The following is a 16312-nucleotide window of genomic DNA, read 5'->3' as shown; positions in this document are numbered from 1 at the left end:
ACCCGCCCGACGCGGCGCCATGTAAGCCGGGCAAGGGTTATGCAAGGTTATGCAATCTGGGTAGATGCAACCTATGGATTATAGCAGGGGCGCCACGTTGCCCTGTTCCACATGGAACAACCGGTGCGGGACGGCCTTCAGCGGCGTCGGCAAGTCGGTGCCGGTCAACAGGACCTGGGCGCCCGCAGCCTCCAGCTCGGTGACCACAGCCTGCTGATGCGCCTGATCCAGCTCGGAAGCCAGATCGTCAAGGCAGACGACCGGCCACTCGCCGCGATCACGCGCGAAGAGCGCTGCCTGCGCCAAGAGGCAGGCCAGAGCCGTGAGCTTTTCCTGGCCGCGTGACAAATGCTCGCGTAACGGCGCATGGGTGAACGCGATGGACCAATCCGCCCGGTGCACGCCGAACGTGGTGTGTCCCCTGATCCGGTCGCGGGGGCGCTGCTCCTGCAGCGCATCGGCGAGATCGACACCATCGGGCCAGCCACGCTTGTAGCGCAGCCCCACTTCGCCCAACTCCGGCAGCAAACCGCCGGTGCTGGCGGACAGCAAGGGTTCCAGCTGTTGCAGGTAGTCCTGGCGCAGCGCTTCGATGGCTTGGGCGGCCTGGGACAACTCGGCCTCCCATGGTTGGTAAAGCTCGTCGGACATCGTGGCCGACCGCAACAAGGCATTGCGCTGCTTCAGGGCGCGTTGGTAACGGCGCCAGTTGTCCAGGAAGGCATGTTCCACATGGAACACGCCCCAATCCAGGTAGCGCCGGCGCTCTTCCGCCGCACCCGCAATCAGCGCGTGCGACCCCGGCTCGAAACACACCACGGCGCACTCGCCCACCAAGGCGCCCAGCGCCACCTTCTCGCCGTCGATCTTCGCATCCCATCGTGGCGACCCTGCCCGCCCCAGACCGACCCGGCTCGCCCGCCCGTCGTCACGCTTCAATTCGGCAAACACGGCAAGCTCGGGCGCACCGCGCTGCAGCAACGCTTCCTTGGCGCCGCTGCGGAACGACCGCGCATGCGACAGCAGGAACGCGGCTTCCAGCATGCTGGTCTTGCCGGCGCCATTCGGGCCTTCAAACACGTTGATGCCCGGCCCCAGTTCCACATCCACCCGGGACAGGCAACGCAGCCCCTGGATGCGCAGCCGTTCAAAGCGCATGCGGCAAACCCCACACGAAAAGACGCCGGGCTGTCCTCGGACGCCCGGCGAATTTTTGTTCCAGCAAAGCTGCCGTCATGAAGCGTCAGAGTCGCAGCGGCATGATCACGTGCCGTGCCTGCTCGCTGGCTTCTTCCTGCACCAGGCAGCTCGACTGCGCGTCACGCAGGCTCAGCCGGGCCTTTTCACCGTCCAGTGCCGCCAACGCGTCCAGCAGATAACCCACGTTGAAACCGACGGCGAGATCGGAGACATGGGTATCGGCTTCAACCTCTTCCACGGCCTCTTCCTGCTCGGGATTGTGCGCCACGATGCGCAGCTTGCCCGGCGACAATTCCAGTTTCACACCACGGTACTTCTCGTTGGACAGGATCGCTGCGCGCTGCAGCGCCCCGCGCAGCACCTCGCGATCCAGCGTGGCGGTCTTGTCGGCGCCCAGCGGGATGACAGCTTCGTAATCGGGGAAGCGCCCGTCGATGAGCTTGGAGGTGAACACCACACTGCCGCGGCGTACGCGCAGGTGATTGCGTCCGAACTCCAGCGCCACCTCGCCATCACCCGACTCCAGCAAGCCGACCAGCTCGTTGACGCCCTTGCGCGGAATGATGATCTGCCGCCGTGTGGTGACCGAGCTCTGCAGCTGGGTTTCCTTCATCGCCAGGCGGTGGCCGTCGGTGGCCACGCAGCGCAGCGTGTGCTCCTGCAGATCCAGCAACATGCCGTTGAGGTAGTAGCGCACGTCCTGGTTGGCCATGGCGAACGAGGTGTGTTCCATCAGGTCGCGCAGTACCTGTTCGGGCAGGCTCACGGTTTCGACAAGCTCGATCTCGTCGACGGTGGGGAATTCGCTGGCGGCGAGCGTGGTCAGCGTGAAACGGCTGCGTCCTGCATTCAGCGCCACCCTGTCGCCATTGAGCTTCAGGTCGATCTGGGCGCCGTCCGGCAGCGCACGCACGATGTCGAACAGCTTGCGGGCCGGGATGGTGATCTCGCCGTCAGCCAGCTTTTCCGCACTGGTTGACGCGACCATCTCCACTTCGAGGTCGGTGCCGGTCAGCGACACCTTGCCGTCGCCCACCTTGACCAGCAGGTTGGCAAGCACGGGGAGCGTCTGGCGGCGTTCGACCACGCCGATCACCTGCTGCAGCGGTTTGAGCAAGGCTTCTCGCTGGATGCTGAATTGCATGATTTCGCTTCCCCTAGCTTCTGTTCTGTTTTTTTAAAAGAAGTTTAGTTGTAGTAGTAGGCGCCGTGGATAACTTTTATAACGCCATATTGCGATAATAATCAACTACTTGCTGGTGTTTTGCGCTGTGCTTGAGCAGTGGCGTCGGCTGTTGATCAGTTGTGGGTAACTTTTTGCCGCGTTTCATCCACCTATTATCCACAGCCAGCCCCACCAGTTATGCATGACTTTTGCGCACTGGGCCACCTCAACCGGTCAGCGTGCGGATCAGTTGCTCCCAGTCCTGGCGCATGCGCGTATCGGTTTCGACGAATTTGCGGATCGTGCGGCAGGCGTGCAGCACGGTGGTGTGGTCGCGGCCGCCGAATGCCTCGCCGATCTCCGGCAGGCTGTGCTCGGTCAATTCCTTGGACAGCGCCATCGCGTATTGCCGCGGCCGCGCCAGCGAACGCACGCGCCGCTTGGACAGCAGGTCCTGCAGCCGCACGTTGAAGTACTCGGCGGTGATCTTCTGGATGTTGGGTACGGTGATGGCCTGGGCGTGGGTGGCCAGCAGGTCGCGCAGAGTCTCCTCGGCAAATTCGGTGGTGATCGGCTTGCCGTAGAAATTGGCGCGTGCCGCCAGCGTGTTCAGCGCTCCCTCGAGATCGCGCACGTTGGAACGGATGCGCTTGGCCAGCAGCATCGCCACGCTCTCGTCCACCGCCACGCCCTTGTCGTGTGCCTTGGCCAGCAGGATCGCGGCGCGTGTCTCGAAATCCGGTGGCTCGATCGCCACGCTGAGGCCCCAGCCCAGGCGCGACTTCAGCCGGGGTTCGAGCTTGTCCACCTCTTTCGGGTAGCGGTCGCAGGTGAGGATGATCTGCTGCTTGGACTCGAACAACGCGTTGAAGGTATGGAAAAACTCCTCCTGCGTGGTGTCCTTGCCGGCGAAGAACTGGATGTCGTCGATCAGCAGCGCGTCGACCGAGCGGAAGCGCTGCTTGAACTGATCCATGCTCTTGGCGCGCAGCGCCTCGATCATCGAGCCCACGAACTGCTCCGAGCGCAGGTACAGCACCTTGCGCTCCGGATTCTGCTGCCGGATCAGGTTGCCGGCCGCGTGCATCAGGTGGGTCTTGCCCAGGCCGGTGCCGCCGTACAGCAGCAAGGGGTTGTAGGCGCGGCCGGGATTCATCGCCACCTGCATCGCGGCGGCCTTGCCCAGCTGGTTGGACTTGCCCTCGACGAAGGTCTCGAAGGTGTAATGCGGGTCGAGATTGTGCGGGAAACTGGCCGCGGCCGGTTCCTGCACCGCGCGTGCCGGCGTGGGCGCGGGTTTGGCGGCCGGTGCCGGGCGGGCCGAGTTGGAGCCCACCTCCAGCCGCACCGTCAACGCGTGCCCGGTCAGCTGCTGCATCACCGCCTCGATCCGCGGCAGATAGCGCTCGCGCACGGTATCGAGGGTATAGGGGTTGGGCGCAAACAACTGCAGGCCCGTGGTGCTGTCGCGGGCCTGCAACGGCATCAGCCAGGTGTGCAGGTCCTCGGCGCTCAGTTCGCCTTCGAGACGCTCAAGGCAACGTCGCCACAAATCACTCATCGATCTACTCAGTCCACTGCAGGGGCGCTGGCGCGCGGAATGTCGATCGGCAAGTCTACCAGTTCGGCCCGTCGCCCGGCCGTTTTATCCACATGGTGTCCACAGGCTCATCCGGCCATGTATTTGACAGCCACGCGATCTGACCACATACTCGCAAACCTTTTTATCCACATTCCCTTCGGAGTAAGCCATGAAGCGGACCTTCCAGCCCAGCAAGCTCAAGCGCGCTCGCACGCACGGTTTCCGTGCCCGTATGGCCACCGCCGACGGTCGCAAGATCATCAACGCCCGTCGCGCCAAGGGCCGCAAGCGCCTGATCCCGTAAGCGGCGTACCGGTGATGCCTCATGCCGACCTGCCGCGCGAGGCGCGGCTACGTCGGCCTGGTGACTTCGCCGCCTTGCGAGCAAGCAGCGGACGCGCAGGCGGCCGCTGTTTTCATATGCGCTACCGCGACAACGAGCTGGGACATGCCCGCCTCGGCCTGGCGATTTCCAAGCGCGTTTCCAAACGCGCGGTGGAGCGCAACCGCATCAAGCGGCTGCTGCGCGAATCCTTTCGTCGCGTACGCCATCAACTGCCTTCCGTCGACCTGATGGTGATGGCGCGCGAGCAGGCGGCCAACGTGCCCGGGCCGCAGCTGCTGGCGGAGATCGATGTGCTGTGGAAAAAGCTGATCGCCGCCCGATCCGCGGCCACCGAACCATTGAAGCGGGCCGACGACACCACCACAATCGGCCGTTGACCTCTTTCTTTCTGCCTCCCGCGGCCTTTCCCAGTCGTGGCGTTACCGGATTTGCTACGCGATGAATCAAACGCGCACCTTCCTCATGTTCGCCCTGCTGGCGGTCGCCTATCTGTTGTTTCTGGCCTGGGAGAAGGATTACGCACCACAGCCGCCACAAACGGCCGTGGCCAGCGCGTCCAGCGCCGCGGCGCCGGCTGATGCCAGCGTGCCCGGCGCGATCCCCGAGGCGGGCGCGCCGCCGGCCGCCGTCACCGCCGGGCAGAATACGGCACCATCCGCCGCAGCATCGTCTCGCATCACCATCACCACGGACTTGCTGCGCCTGGTGGTGGATACCCGCGGTGGCAGCGTGGTGCACACCGACCTGCTCGCCTACCCCTCCGTCGCACCCACCCACAAGCAACCCGCGCCGCCGCCGGTCGCGTTGTTGAACGACAGCGACACGCGCTATTTCGTGGCGCAGAACGGCCTGGTCAGCAGCAACGGCGCACAGGATCAGCCGAACCACCTGGCGCTGTTCCACAGCGACAAGGCGGCCTACGAACTGGCCAGCGGCCAGGACGAGCTGCAAGTGCCGCTGACCTGGCAGAACGCCGACGGCCTCAAGGTCACCAAGATCTACACCTTCAAGCGCGGCAGCTACGTGATCGGGCTGACCCAGCGTATCGACAACGGCAGCACCCAGACCTGGCAGGGCAACGCCTACCGCCAGTTGCTGCGGGTGGAGCCGCCCAAGCCGAGCGGCTGGCTGAAAAGTCTCATGGATCCCGAGTCGCGCAGCTTCCAGGGCGCCGCCTGGTACACCGGCGAGAAGTTCGAAAAGCTGCCGTTCAAGAATTTCGCCGAGAAGGACGATGCGCTGGACGCCTCCTACAAGGGCGGCTGGGCAGCCATGCTGAAGCTGTACTTCTTCGCCGCGTGGATTCCGCCGGCGGGTCAGACCGATCATTACGTCACCACCACCATCAACCCCGACAGCGCCCATCCGCGCCACCTGATCCGCGCCGTCGGCCCCGCCCTCAGCGTGGCGCCGGGGCAGAGCCAGAGCAGCGAGGCGCGGCTGTATATCGGCCCGAACGTGCAGGGCACGCTGGACGCGATCGCCCCGGGCCTGGACCTGACCATCGACTACGGCATGTTCAAGGCCATCGCGGTGCCGATGCACTGGGTGCTGTCGCAGTTCCACGCGATCTCGAAGAACTGGGGCGTGGCGATCATCCTGCTGGTGCTGCTGATCAAGGGCCTCACCTGGAAGCTCACCGCCGTGCAGTACCGCTCCAGCGCGCGCATGCGCAAGCTGGCGCCGCGCATCGCGCAGCTGAAGGAGCGCTACGGCGACGACAAGCTGAAGATGCAGCAGGCCACGATGGAGCTGTACAAGAAGGAGAAGGTCAACCCGATGGGCGGCTGCCTGCCGGTGCTGATCACCATGCCGGTGTTCTACGGCCTGTTCTACGTGCTCGAATACAGCCTGGAACTGCGCCACGCACCGTTCCTGTGGATCCCCGACCTCAGCGCCGCCGACCCGCTCTACATCCTGCCGATCATCTACGCGCTGGTGATGCTGGGCACGCAATGGCTGAACCCCGTCGCCGCGGGCATGGACCCGACCCAGGCGAAGATGATGAAGGTGATGCCGCTGCTGTTCTCGGTGATGTTCGCCTTCTTCCCCGCCGGCCTGTGTCTCTACTACGCGGTGAACGGCATCGTCGGCCTGGGCCAGCAGTGGTGGGTCACCCATCACGTGGACCGCGAGGAAACCGCGAAGCCCGCCTGAGCATCACCATCTGGGATTGAACAGCTGCAGCCGGGCAACCGGCGCAGCTGTTTTCTTTTGAGGGGCTGCGGTTTTTCCCTCGACTGAAAATCACGAGTCCCCCACAACACTGTTCACCCTGAGCGTAGCCGCGCAGCGGCGAAGTCGAACGGCCGCGCAAGAAGCCACATCCTTCAACCTGCGGGCGTCGGATTCCTGCGTCAGAATCATCTGCGATCCGGAGAACCATCATGAACACCTCCACCGACACCATCGCCGCCGTCGCCAGCGCACCGGGCATGGCAGGCGTGGGCGTGGTGCGGGTTTCCGGGCCGGCCGTTCCCGCCATCGCCGCGACCCTGCTCGGCCGCGCGCCCACGCCGCGATATGCCCACTTCGCCGCCTTCCGCAACGGCGCCGGCGAGTTGATCGATCGCGGCCTGCTGCTGCATTTCCCCGCGCCCGCCTCGTACACCGGCGAACACGTGCTGGAACTGCAGGGCCACGGCAGCGCGGTATTGCTCGACCTGCTGCTGCGCCGCTGCTGCGAACTGGGCGCGCGGCTGGCGCGCCCCGGTGAATTCACCGAACGCGCCTTCCTCAACGGCAAGCTCGACCTCGCTCAGGCCGAAGCGGTGGCCGACCTGATCGCGGCCCGCTCGCAGGCGCGCGCGCGCGCGGCGCTGCAATCGATGGAGGGCGTGTTCTCGCGCAAGGTCGACGTGTTGCTGCAATCGTTGATCGCCCTGCGCGTGCACATCGAGGCGGCGATCGACTTTCCCGAGGAAGAGATCGATTTCCTCGCCGACCCCGCCATCACCGCACAACTCGACAAGCTGCGCCACGAACTGGCCGAGCTGCTGCGCGAAGCGCAACGCGGCGTGCGCTTGAACGACGGCCTCAAGGTGGCCATCGTGGGCCGGCCCAACGCCGGCAAATCCAGCCTGCTCAACGCGCTGGCCGGCAGCGACCGCGCCATCGTCAACGCTGTCGCCGGCACCACCCGCGACGTGCTGCGCGAGCACCTCGACCTCGACGGCATCGCGCTGGAACTGGCCGACACCGCGGGTCTGCGCGACACCGACGACGAAGTCGAGCGCGAAGGCGTGCGCCGCGCCCATGGCGAACTGCAGCGCGCCGACGTGGCCCTGCTGGTCACCGACGCCGAACACGCCGATGCCGACCAGCGATTCTTCGCCAACCTGCCCGAAGGCGTCGAGCGGCTGGTGATGATCAACAAGATCGATCTGGACCAGGCCCCCGCCCGCAGCGGCCAGCGCCACGGCACCCGCTGGCTATGGGCCTCGGCCAAAACCGGCGCCGGCCTCGACGCCCTGCGCAAGGCCCTGCGCCTGCTGGCCGGCGCCGGTGGCGAAGGCAGCTTCAGCGCCCGTCGCCGCCACGTCCTGGCCCTCGAGACCGTCCGCGACCACCTCACCCGCACCGCCACCGTGCTGGCCACCACCCGCGCCGGCGAACTCGCTGCCGAAGAGTTGCGCCACGCCCAGCAAGCACTGGGCGAAATCACCGGCAGCTACAGCAGTGACGATCTGCTGGGGGCGATCTTCGGCTCGTTCTGCATCGGCAAATAGCCGCCCATACGGCTTGACGGACAGCAGGTGGCCATCGGCCGGATCAGATGCTTGCCGGCAACCGCCGCGCCGTTCGCCGCGCACGCCGCCGCGCCGCCCAGCTTTTCCGCCGTTCGGCCAGGCACGAGAAGATCACGTACAGCGCGGGGGTGCTGAGCAGGGTCAGGCTTTGCGAGATCAACAGGCCGCCGATCAGGGCGATGCCCAGCGGGCGGCGCAGTTCGCTGCCTTCGCCCAGACCGATCGCGATGGGCAGCGCGGCCAGGATCGCCACCATGGTGGTCATCATGATCGGGCGGAAGCGCACGATGCAGGCTTCGCGCACGGCTTCCAGCGGGGTCTTGCCGTGTTCGCGTTCGGCCACCAGGGCGAAGTCGATCATCATGATCGCGTTCTTTTTCACGATGCCGATCAACAGCACCAGCGCGATCTGCGCCACCACCGACAGTTCGGTGTCGGTCAGCCACAGCGCCAGCAGCGCACCGACACCGGCGGCGGGCAATGTCGAGAGGATGGTGACCGGGTGCAGCAGGCTTTCGTACAACATGCCCAACACGATGTAGACGGTGAGCACGGCGGCCAGCACCAGCCACAGCATGCCGCTTTGCGATTCCTGGAAACGACGGAAATCGCCGCCCACATTGAGCCGGATGTCGCCGGGCATGCGCATGCCGCTGACTGTGGCCTGCACGATCGCCATCGCCTCGCCCATGCTCACGCCGGGGGCCAGGTTGAAGCTCAGATCCATTGTGGTGTACTGGTTCTCGTGGCTGATGGATGAGGGCGACAGGCCTGGCTCCTGCCGGGCGAAGGCGGTGATGGGGATCATCTTGCCGCTGCTGGAGCGCACGTAGATGCGGTTGAGCGCGTCGGGGGTGGCGGTCTGCTCGGGCAGTGCGTTGACCACCACCTTGAACTGGTTGATGTCCGAATAGATGGTAGACACCTGGCGCTGGCCGAACGCGTCGTACAGCGCGCCGTCGATGGCGCCGATCGATACGCCCAACTGCGCGGCGCGGTCGCGGTCGATCACGATGTTCTGGCGCAGGCCGCCCTCTTCCACATCGCTGCCCACGTCGGCCAGCTTCGGATTCTTCTTCAGTTCCGCCACCAGCTTGGGCAGCCATTCCTGCAACTGGGCCAGGTCGTTGCCCTGCAGCCCGACCTGGTATTGCGCGCCCTGGTCGCCACCACCGCCGCCGCCGCTGGGCAGATCCTGCACCGGGCGCAGGCGCAGGTTGAGGTCGGGATACTTTGCGGCCTTGGCGCTGAGACGCGCCAGCACGGCGAAGGTGTCGTCCACCCGGCCCTCGGCGCGCGTTTTCAGGTCGATGTTGAACGAGCCGCTGGTGCCGTGGCGGCTGCTGCCCAACCGTGAGCCGACCGACGCCACATCCGGGTCGGCCTGCAGCATCTCGGTGAGTCGCACCAGGCGTTGGCGGCTTTCATCGAACGATACGGTGGCGCTGGAGCTGGCGCGGCCCCAGATCAAACCGGTGTCCTGCGCCGGGAACAGACCGGTCTTGACCACGCCGAGCAGGAAGAATGTGGCCGCGATCAGCAGCAGCGGCGTCAGTGACAGCATCAGCGCATGGCGCAGCGCGAAGTTCAGCGAGCGGGTGTACACACGCAGCATGCCCGCGTGGAAACGGTCCAGCGCCAAGCCCAGCCGCGAGGGCTTCTCCGGCTCGCGATGACCGCTGAGGAAACGGCCGCACAACGCCGGCGTCAACGTCAGCGACACCACTGCCGACACCACGATGGCCGATACCAGAGTGGCGGCGAACTCGTGCATGAACATGCCGGTCATGCCGCCGGCAAACAGCAGCGGAATGAATACGGCCACCAGCGAGGCGGTGATCGAGACGATGGTGAAGCCGATCTCGCGGGCGCCGGCCAGGGTGGCCTGCAAGCGCGTCATGCCGGCGTCGATGTGGCGGATGATGTTCTCGATCACCACGATGGCATCGTCCACCACGAAACCGATGGCGATCACCAGCGCCAGCAGGGTGAGGTTGTTGAGCGTGTAGCCGAACAGGTACATCGCCACGAAGCCGCCAGCCAGTGACAACGGCACCGCCACGGCGGCAATCAGGGTGGGCGCCAGCCGACGCAGGAACAACGCCATGGTCAGGATCACCATCGCCAGCGAGATCAGCAGCGTGGCCTGCACCTCATGCAGCGAGGCGCGGATGGTCGGCGTGCCGTCGAAGAACGGCGTCAGTCGTGTGCTGGGTTGCAGGTAGGCGTGCAGCAGCGGCACCTGCGCCTTGACCAGATCCACCGTGGCGATGATGTTGGCATCGGTCTTCTTGTAGACATACATCAGCACGGCGGGTTTGCCGTCGAACCACGCCGCCTGGTACGCGTCCTGCGCCCCGGCGTACACGTGCGCCACATCCCGCAGCCGCACCGGCGTGCCGTCGTGGCTGGCGATCACCAGCGACGCGAAGTCATCGGCGCTGTGCAGCTGGGTGGTGGCGGTGATCGCCATGGTGGTCTTGCCGTTGGACAAAAAGCCCTCCGGCGACGTGACGTTGGCGGCGCTGAGCGCATTGCGCAACTGGTTCGGCGAAATGCCCATCGCGTTCAATGCGCGCAGGTTCACGTCGACCCGGATCGCGGGCGTGGCGGCGCCGGCGATCTCCACCGCCGACACCCCCGGCAGCTGCCGCAGCCGCTGCGCGAGCAAGGTATCGGCCACGTTGAACAGCGCCTCGGCCGATTGCGTGTCCGAGGTCAGCGCGAAGGCGATGATCGGGTCGTCGTTGGGGTCTGCCTTCTGGTAGCTGGGCGCGCCGTTGAGGCCGGTGGGCAGATCAGGCGCGGCGGCGTTGATCGCCGCCTGCACGTCGCGCGCCGCCGCATCCAGGTCGACATCGGTATTGAACATCATGAAGACAAATGTGCGGCCCTCCGAACTGCCCGAACGCATGCTCTGGATGCCGGGCACCTGGCCCAGGTGGCGCTCCAGCGGCGCGGCCACCGTCGACGCCATCGTGCTCGCGTCGGCCCCGCTCTGGCTGGCCTGCACGAAAATCGCGGGAAACTGCATCGCCGGCAGCGCCGCCACGCCCAGCAGGAAATAGCAGATCGCGCCCACCGCAAACAGGCCCATCGCCAGCAACGAGGTACCGATCGGGCGACGGATGAAGATGCCGGAGATATTCATGGATCAAGCGTGACCGGGGAGCCTGCGGAGGTATGCCAGAGCGGGTGTGAACGACGCATTCCACTTCTCAACGGTCGAGGAGCGAAATGGTTGAATCGCCGTCGTTCTCCACAGCCTGGCGCACACCGCTCCTCCCCCTGCTGCGCAGGGGGAGGCTGGGAGGGGGTGCTTTTGGGCGGGCGAAGAGCGACCTCTCCCCAGCCCTCCCCTGCTTGCAGGGGAGGGAGCAAGGCGGACATCGGCGGGATCACGCGGCGTTGCTGGCCTGGGCGTGGCGCAGGGCGCGCTGTTCGCGGCGCGCGGCCAGCCAGTCGGAGAAGCGCTCCATGTACAGGTAGATCACCGGCGTGGTGTACAGCGTGACCAGCTGCGACAACAGCAGGCCACCCACGATGGACACGCCCAGCGGCCGGCGCAGTTCCGCGCCGATGCCGTTGCCCAGCGCCAGCGGCAGCGCGCCGAGCATGGCCGCGGCGGTGGTCATCATGATCGGGCGGAAGCGCAGCAGGCAGGCACGGCGGATTGCATCGTGCGCATTCATGCCGGTGCGGCGGGCCTCGATCGCGAAGTCGATCATCATGATCGCGTTTTTCTTCACGATGCCTATCAGCAGCACGATGCCCACGATGCCGTCCACCGACAGGCTCATGCCGCAGATGATCAGCGCCAGCAGCGCGCCCACGCCGGCCGGCGGCAGGGTGGAGATGATCGTCAGCGGGTGGATGTAGCTCTCGTACAGCACGCCCAGCACGATGTAGATCACCACGATGGCGGCCAGCAACAGCAGTACCTCGTCACCGATCGATGAACTGAACTCGGCCGCCTTGCCCACGAACTCGCCGCGCACCTGTGGCGGGAAATCCAGCTGCGCCTCGGTGGCGTGGATGGCGTCGATCGCATCGGACAGCGCGTAACCCGGCGCCACGTTGAACGCCACCGTCACCGCGGGCAACTGCTGCTGGTGGCTGATCACCAGCGGCGCGCTGGTGACCTCGGCACTGGCCAGCGACGACAGCGGGATGGTGCCGCCGCCGCCGATCTCAAAGCCCACGTTGCCGGCGTTGCCGATGCCCGAGGGCGTGGCCGAGTTGCTGGATTTCACCTGGCCGAAGCTGGTGGCATTGCTGCCGGTCAGCGCGCCGTTGCCATTGCCGCGCACGGTGAGCTTGTTCAGCAGGTCGTCCGAATTGCGGAACTCCGGCGCCACCTCCAGCACCACGCGGTACTGGTTGAGCTGGGTGAAGATGGTGGAGATCTGGCGCTGGCCGAAGGCGTCGTACAGCGTGTCGTCGATGCTCTGCACCGGCACGCCCAGGCGGCTGGCCTTCTCGCGATCGATGGTGAGCTTCAGCGCGTTGCCCTTGTCGGCCAGGTTGTTGTCCACGTCGGCCAGTTCCGGGCGCTGGCGCAGCGCCTCGGTCATGCGGCCGGCATAGGTGGCCAGCTCGGCCGAATTCACGTCGGACAAGGTGTACTGGTATTCGGTGGCGGCCACGCGGCTGTCCAGGGTCACGTCCTGCACCGGCTTCAGGTACAGCGCCACGCCGGGGATATCGGCCACGGTTTGCTGCAGCCGCGGCAGCAGCTTGTCCAGCCCGTCGCGGTCGCCGCGCTCCTTCAGCACGATGCTGAGCTGGCCCTGGTTGATGGTGGGGTTGATCGTGCCGGCACCGATGAACGCGGCCACGCCGGCCACGCCCGGGTCCTTGCGCAACGCCTCGGCCACCGCCTTGGTGCGGTCTTCCATCTGCGGGAAGGCGATGTTCTGGTCGGCCTGCACCACGCCGGTGATCAGGCCGGTGTCCTGCTCGGGCAGCAGGCCCTTGGGGATCACGATGTACAGGAACACGGTGAGCACCACCGCGGCGCCGGCCACCAGCATGGTCAGCTTCTGGTGATCGAGGATCCAGTCCAGCGAGCGCTCATACGCGCCCACCGTGCGCACCCACAGGTCGCGCTTGCCATCGGCGGCGGAGCGCTCATGCGCGTCATCGCCCGGCGGCAGTTCGTCGGGTTTCAGCAGGTAAGCGCACATCATCGGCGTCAGCGTCAGCGACACCAGCATCGAGATGGTCACCGCGATGGTCAGCACCCAGGCGAACTCGTGGAACAGCCGGCCGGTGACGCCGGGCATCAGCAGCAGCGGCAGGAACACCGCCACCAGCGACACCGTCAACGACAGCACGGTGAAGCCGATCTCCTTCGCGCCGATCTCGGCCGCCTCCTTGCCGCTCTTGCCCTGCTCGATGTAGCGCACGATGTTCTCGATCATCACGATCGCGTCGTCCACCACGAAGCCGGTAGCCACGGTCAGCGCCATCAGCGACAGGTTGTCCAGCGACATGCCGGTGAACGACATCACGCCGAACGTACCCATCAGCGACAACGGCACCGCCACCGACGGGATCACCGTGGCCCACAGCCGGCGCAGGAACACGAAGATCACCGCCACCACCAGGAAGATGGTCAGCAGCAGGGTGAACTGCACGTCGTGCACCGAGGCCTGGATGGTGATGGTGCGGTCGGCGAACACGTCCAGGTGCACGTCGGCCGGCAGTGCGTTGCGCAGCTCGGGCAGCACCTGACGGATCTGCTTCACCGTCTGCACGATGTTGGCGCCGGGTTGGCGGCGGATATCCAGCAGCACCGCCGGCTGGCCGTTGGCCCAGGCGGCGAGCTGGTCGTTCTCCACCCCGTCGACCACCTTGGCCACGTCCGACAGCCGCACCGGCGCGCCGTTCTTGTAGCTGATGATGGTGTTCTTGTATTCGGCTGCGTTGCTGAGCTGGTCGTTGGTGCCGATCGAGTAGCTCTGCGTCTTGCCGTTGAGCGTGCCCTTGGGCGCGTTGACGTTGGCCTGGGTCAGCGCGCTGCGCACGTCCTCCATGGTCAGGCCGAGGTTGGACAACTGCGCCGGGTTCACCTGTACGCGCACGGCGGGGCGCACGTTGCCGGCGATCGACACCAGGCCCACGCCCTGCACCTGCGACAGCTTCTGCGCCAGGATCGAGTCGGCCAGGTCGTTGACGTCGCGCAGCGGGCGGCTGCCCGATTGCAGCGACAGGGTGAGGATCGGCGCGTCGGCCGGGTTCACCCGGTTGTACACCGGCGGGTACGGCAGGTTGCCCGGCAGCGTGCCCTTGGCCTGGTTGATCGCCGCCTGCACGTCCTGTGCGGCGATGTCGATGTCCCGGTCCATGTTGAACTGCAGGATGATCGTGGACAGCCCGGCGGAGGAGTCCGAGCTCATCATCGCCAGGCCGGAGATCTGGCCCAGGTTGCGTTCCAGCGGCGTGGTCACCAGCGAGGCCATGGTGCTGGCGCTGGCGCCCGGGTATTGCGTGGTCACCACCAGGCTGGGCGCCTCGATTTCCGGCAGCGCGGACACCGGCAACTGCCGGTAGCCCAGGATGCCCAGCAGCAGGATCGCCACCATCAGCAGCGAGGTGGCGATCGGGCGGCGGATGAAGAGTGTGGAGAATCCCATGGCTATCCGAAACGTGTAGGAGCGGCGTCAGCCGCGGTCATGCCCAGCCAGCGGCAGATGGATCGCGCGGACCGCGCCCCGGTGGGCGGTGGCCCGTGTCACGCGTCAGTGCCTGCGACGGCCCGCCTTGGTGTCCTGCTTCGCCTTGTCCAGCTCGGCCTGGGTCGGCACCGCCGGCACTTCGCCGGGTTTCAGCGCGTTGACCTTGCTGCCTGGCTTCAGCCGGAACTGGCCCTCGGTGACCACGCGGTCGCCGGCCTTCAGGCCGCTGCCGATCATCACGTGGCTGTCGCCCACTTCGCCGGCCACCACCACCGCCTGCATCTTGACCGTGCTGTCGCCCTGCACCTGGTAGACGTAGTCGCCATCGGGGCCGCGCTGCACGGCTTGCGCCGGGATCACCAGCGCACCCATGGCGGTACGCACCTGCAGCCGCACGTTGACGAACTGGCCGGGCCACAGCTCGTTCTTCTCGTTGGCGAACTGTGACTTCAGGCGGAACGTGCCGGTGCTGGTGTCGATCTGGTTGTCGATCACCTTCAGCACGCCGCCCGTGGCGATGGGGTGGGCGTCGACGCGGTCCAGTGCGGTCACTTCCAGTGGCGAGCTGTCGTTGGCGGCGGCGCCGCGCACCAGGTCGAGGTTCTGCTCGGGCAGGGTGAACATCACGTAGATCGGATGCAGCTGGGTCAGCGTGACGATCGCCGTGCTGGCGCTCACCACGTTGCCCGGGTCCACGTTGCGGATGCCGGCCAGGCCGTCGATCGGCGACACCACCTTGGTGTACGCCAGCTGCACCTGGGCATCGCGGATGCTGGCTGCATCGGACGCCACCGCGGCCTGGTACTGCGAGGAGGTGTTGCGCAGGGTGTCCAGATCCTGCTTCGAGATATAGCCCTTGGCCGCCAGGTCCTGGCTGCGCGCCAGGTTGCTCTTGGCGGTGGCCAGCTGCGCTTCGTCCTGCCGCTTCTTGGCCAGCGCCTGGTCAAGGGCGGCTTGGTAGGTGCGCGGGTCGATCTGCGCCAGCACCTGCCCCTTCTTCACCGGCTGGCCTTCCTGGAAATCCAGGCTCAGCAATTGGCCGCCTACTTGCGGGTTCACGGTCACCGTGTTCAGTGCCTGCACCGTGCCCAGCGCGGTGAGGAACACGGGTACGTTCTGCCGCTCCACCGGCACCACCGTCACCGGCACCGGCGTGGCCTCGGGGCCATCGGCCTTGGCGCCGGCGGCGGGCGCACCTGCAGCCTTGCCGGCGGGCTTGTGCAGCAGGCGCACGCCCACGATCGCCAGCACCACTACCGCAATCACGATCAACGTGATCTTCCAAAAACGCGACATGTAGAACTCCTGGGTTTAGCAGTGTGGCTGCCGGGAACACGACCGCGTCGGGCAGGCGTGGGGGATCCGGGATGAAAGCATAGAGGCAGTTCAACGAACCGGGACAATGCCAGTTGACACGGGTGTGTCATGACTGACGACACGGTGCTGCCGTTGCCGTGCCATGCCGCCACCCTTGCCGGTCACTATCGCCAACGCCGCACCCCGCCTGAAACTTGTGGCCCGCTTCGTTTATAATCCGCCGCTGGCATCCGCCTGCCTTCGACGGGGCCAACCGGTTGCCGGGGCATCGGG

General features: G+C 66.2%; 10 protein-coding genes. 4 read left to right on the top strand and 6 right to left on the bottom strand.

Annotation, left to right across the window (positions count from 1 at the left end):
* Window positions 1–78: 78 nt before the first annotated feature.
* The 3 genes from recF to dnaA all read right to left on the bottom strand — a co-directional run bounded on the left by recF (window position 79) and on the right by dnaA (window position 3926).
* Complete coding sequence (gene recF / locus ASD22_RS11965; protein WP_056083453.1) at window positions 79–1158, bottom strand: DNA replication/repair protein RecF; 1080 nt, start codon at window positions 1156–1158, stop codon at window positions 79–81.
* Between the two features lie 85 nt (window positions 1159–1243).
* Window positions 1244–2344, bottom strand: coding sequence for a DNA polymerase III subunit beta (gene dnaN, locus ASD22_RS11960; RefSeq protein ID WP_007082492.1), 1101 nt, complete (start codon window positions 2342–2344; stop codon window positions 1244–1246).
* A gap of 247 nt (window positions 2345–2591) precedes the next feature.
* Window positions 2592–3926: a chromosomal replication initiator protein DnaA gene (gene dnaA, locus ASD22_RS11955; protein ID WP_007082493.1), complete on the bottom strand. Its 1335-nt coding sequence runs from the start codon at window positions 3924–3926 to the stop codon at window positions 2592–2594.
* A 190-nt stretch (window positions 3927–4116) separates the two neighbouring features.
* On the opposite strand from dnaA, the gene rpmH reads away from it, so the two are divergent.
* The 4 genes from rpmH (at window position 4117) to mnmE (ending at window position 8021) form a co-directional block, all read left to right on the top strand.
* Window positions 4117–4251 (top strand): 50S ribosomal protein L34, encoded by a 135-nt coding sequence (gene rpmH, locus ASD22_RS11950; RefSeq protein ID WP_007082494.1) that lies wholly within the window; start codon window positions 4117–4119, stop codon window positions 4249–4251.
* 14 nt (window positions 4252–4265) lie between these two features.
* A complete protein-coding gene (gene rnpA, locus ASD22_RS11945) occupies window positions 4266–4670 on the top strand; it encodes a ribonuclease P protein component (protein WP_082520240.1) in 405 nt (134 codons plus the stop codon).
* Window positions 4671–4731: 61 nt separating this feature from the next.
* Window positions 4732–6450 (top strand): membrane protein insertase YidC, encoded by a 1719-nt coding sequence (yidC, locus tag ASD22_RS11940; RefSeq protein ID WP_056083450.1) that lies wholly within the window; start codon window positions 4732–4734, stop codon window positions 6448–6450.
* 230 nt (window positions 6451–6680) lie between these two features.
* Window positions 6681–8021: a tRNA uridine-5-carboxymethylaminomethyl(34) synthesis GTPase MnmE gene (mnmE, locus tag ASD22_RS11935; protein WP_056083447.1), complete on the top strand. Its 1341-nt coding sequence runs from the start codon at window positions 6681–6683 to the stop codon at window positions 8019–8021.
* Window positions 8022–8064: 43 nt separating this feature from the next.
* Here the strand turns inward: mnmE and ASD22_RS11930 are convergent, their stop codons facing one another.
* From ASD22_RS11930 to ASD22_RS11920, 3 genes are all read right to left on the bottom strand, one after another.
* The gene (locus tag ASD22_RS11930; protein ID WP_056083444.1) at window positions 8065–11193 is read right to left on the bottom strand and encodes an efflux RND transporter permease subunit; all 3129 of its coding nucleotides are present in this window, start codon (window positions 11191–11193) and stop codon (window positions 8065–8067) included.
* Window positions 11194–11440: 247 nt separating this feature from the next.
* Window positions 11441–14680: an efflux RND transporter permease subunit gene (locus ASD22_RS11925; protein WP_056083442.1), complete on the bottom strand. Its 3240-nt coding sequence runs from the start codon at window positions 14678–14680 to the stop codon at window positions 11441–11443.
* A gap of 105 nt (window positions 14681–14785) precedes the next feature.
* Window positions 14786–16018 (bottom strand): efflux RND transporter periplasmic adaptor subunit, encoded by a 1233-nt coding sequence (locus tag ASD22_RS11920; protein ID WP_056083439.1) that lies wholly within the window; start codon window positions 16016–16018, stop codon window positions 14786–14788.
* Between the last annotated feature and the right edge of the window lie 294 nt (window positions 16019–16312).

Source organism: Rhodanobacter sp. Root480, assembly GCF_001426645.1.
Classification (GTDB): Bacteria; Pseudomonadota; Gammaproteobacteria; order Xanthomonadales; family Rhodanobacteraceae; genus Rhodanobacter; species Rhodanobacter ginsenosidimutans.
The sequence above is the reverse complement of the archived record's forward strand: the minus strand, read 5'-3'. Positions and strand labels throughout refer to the sequence as shown.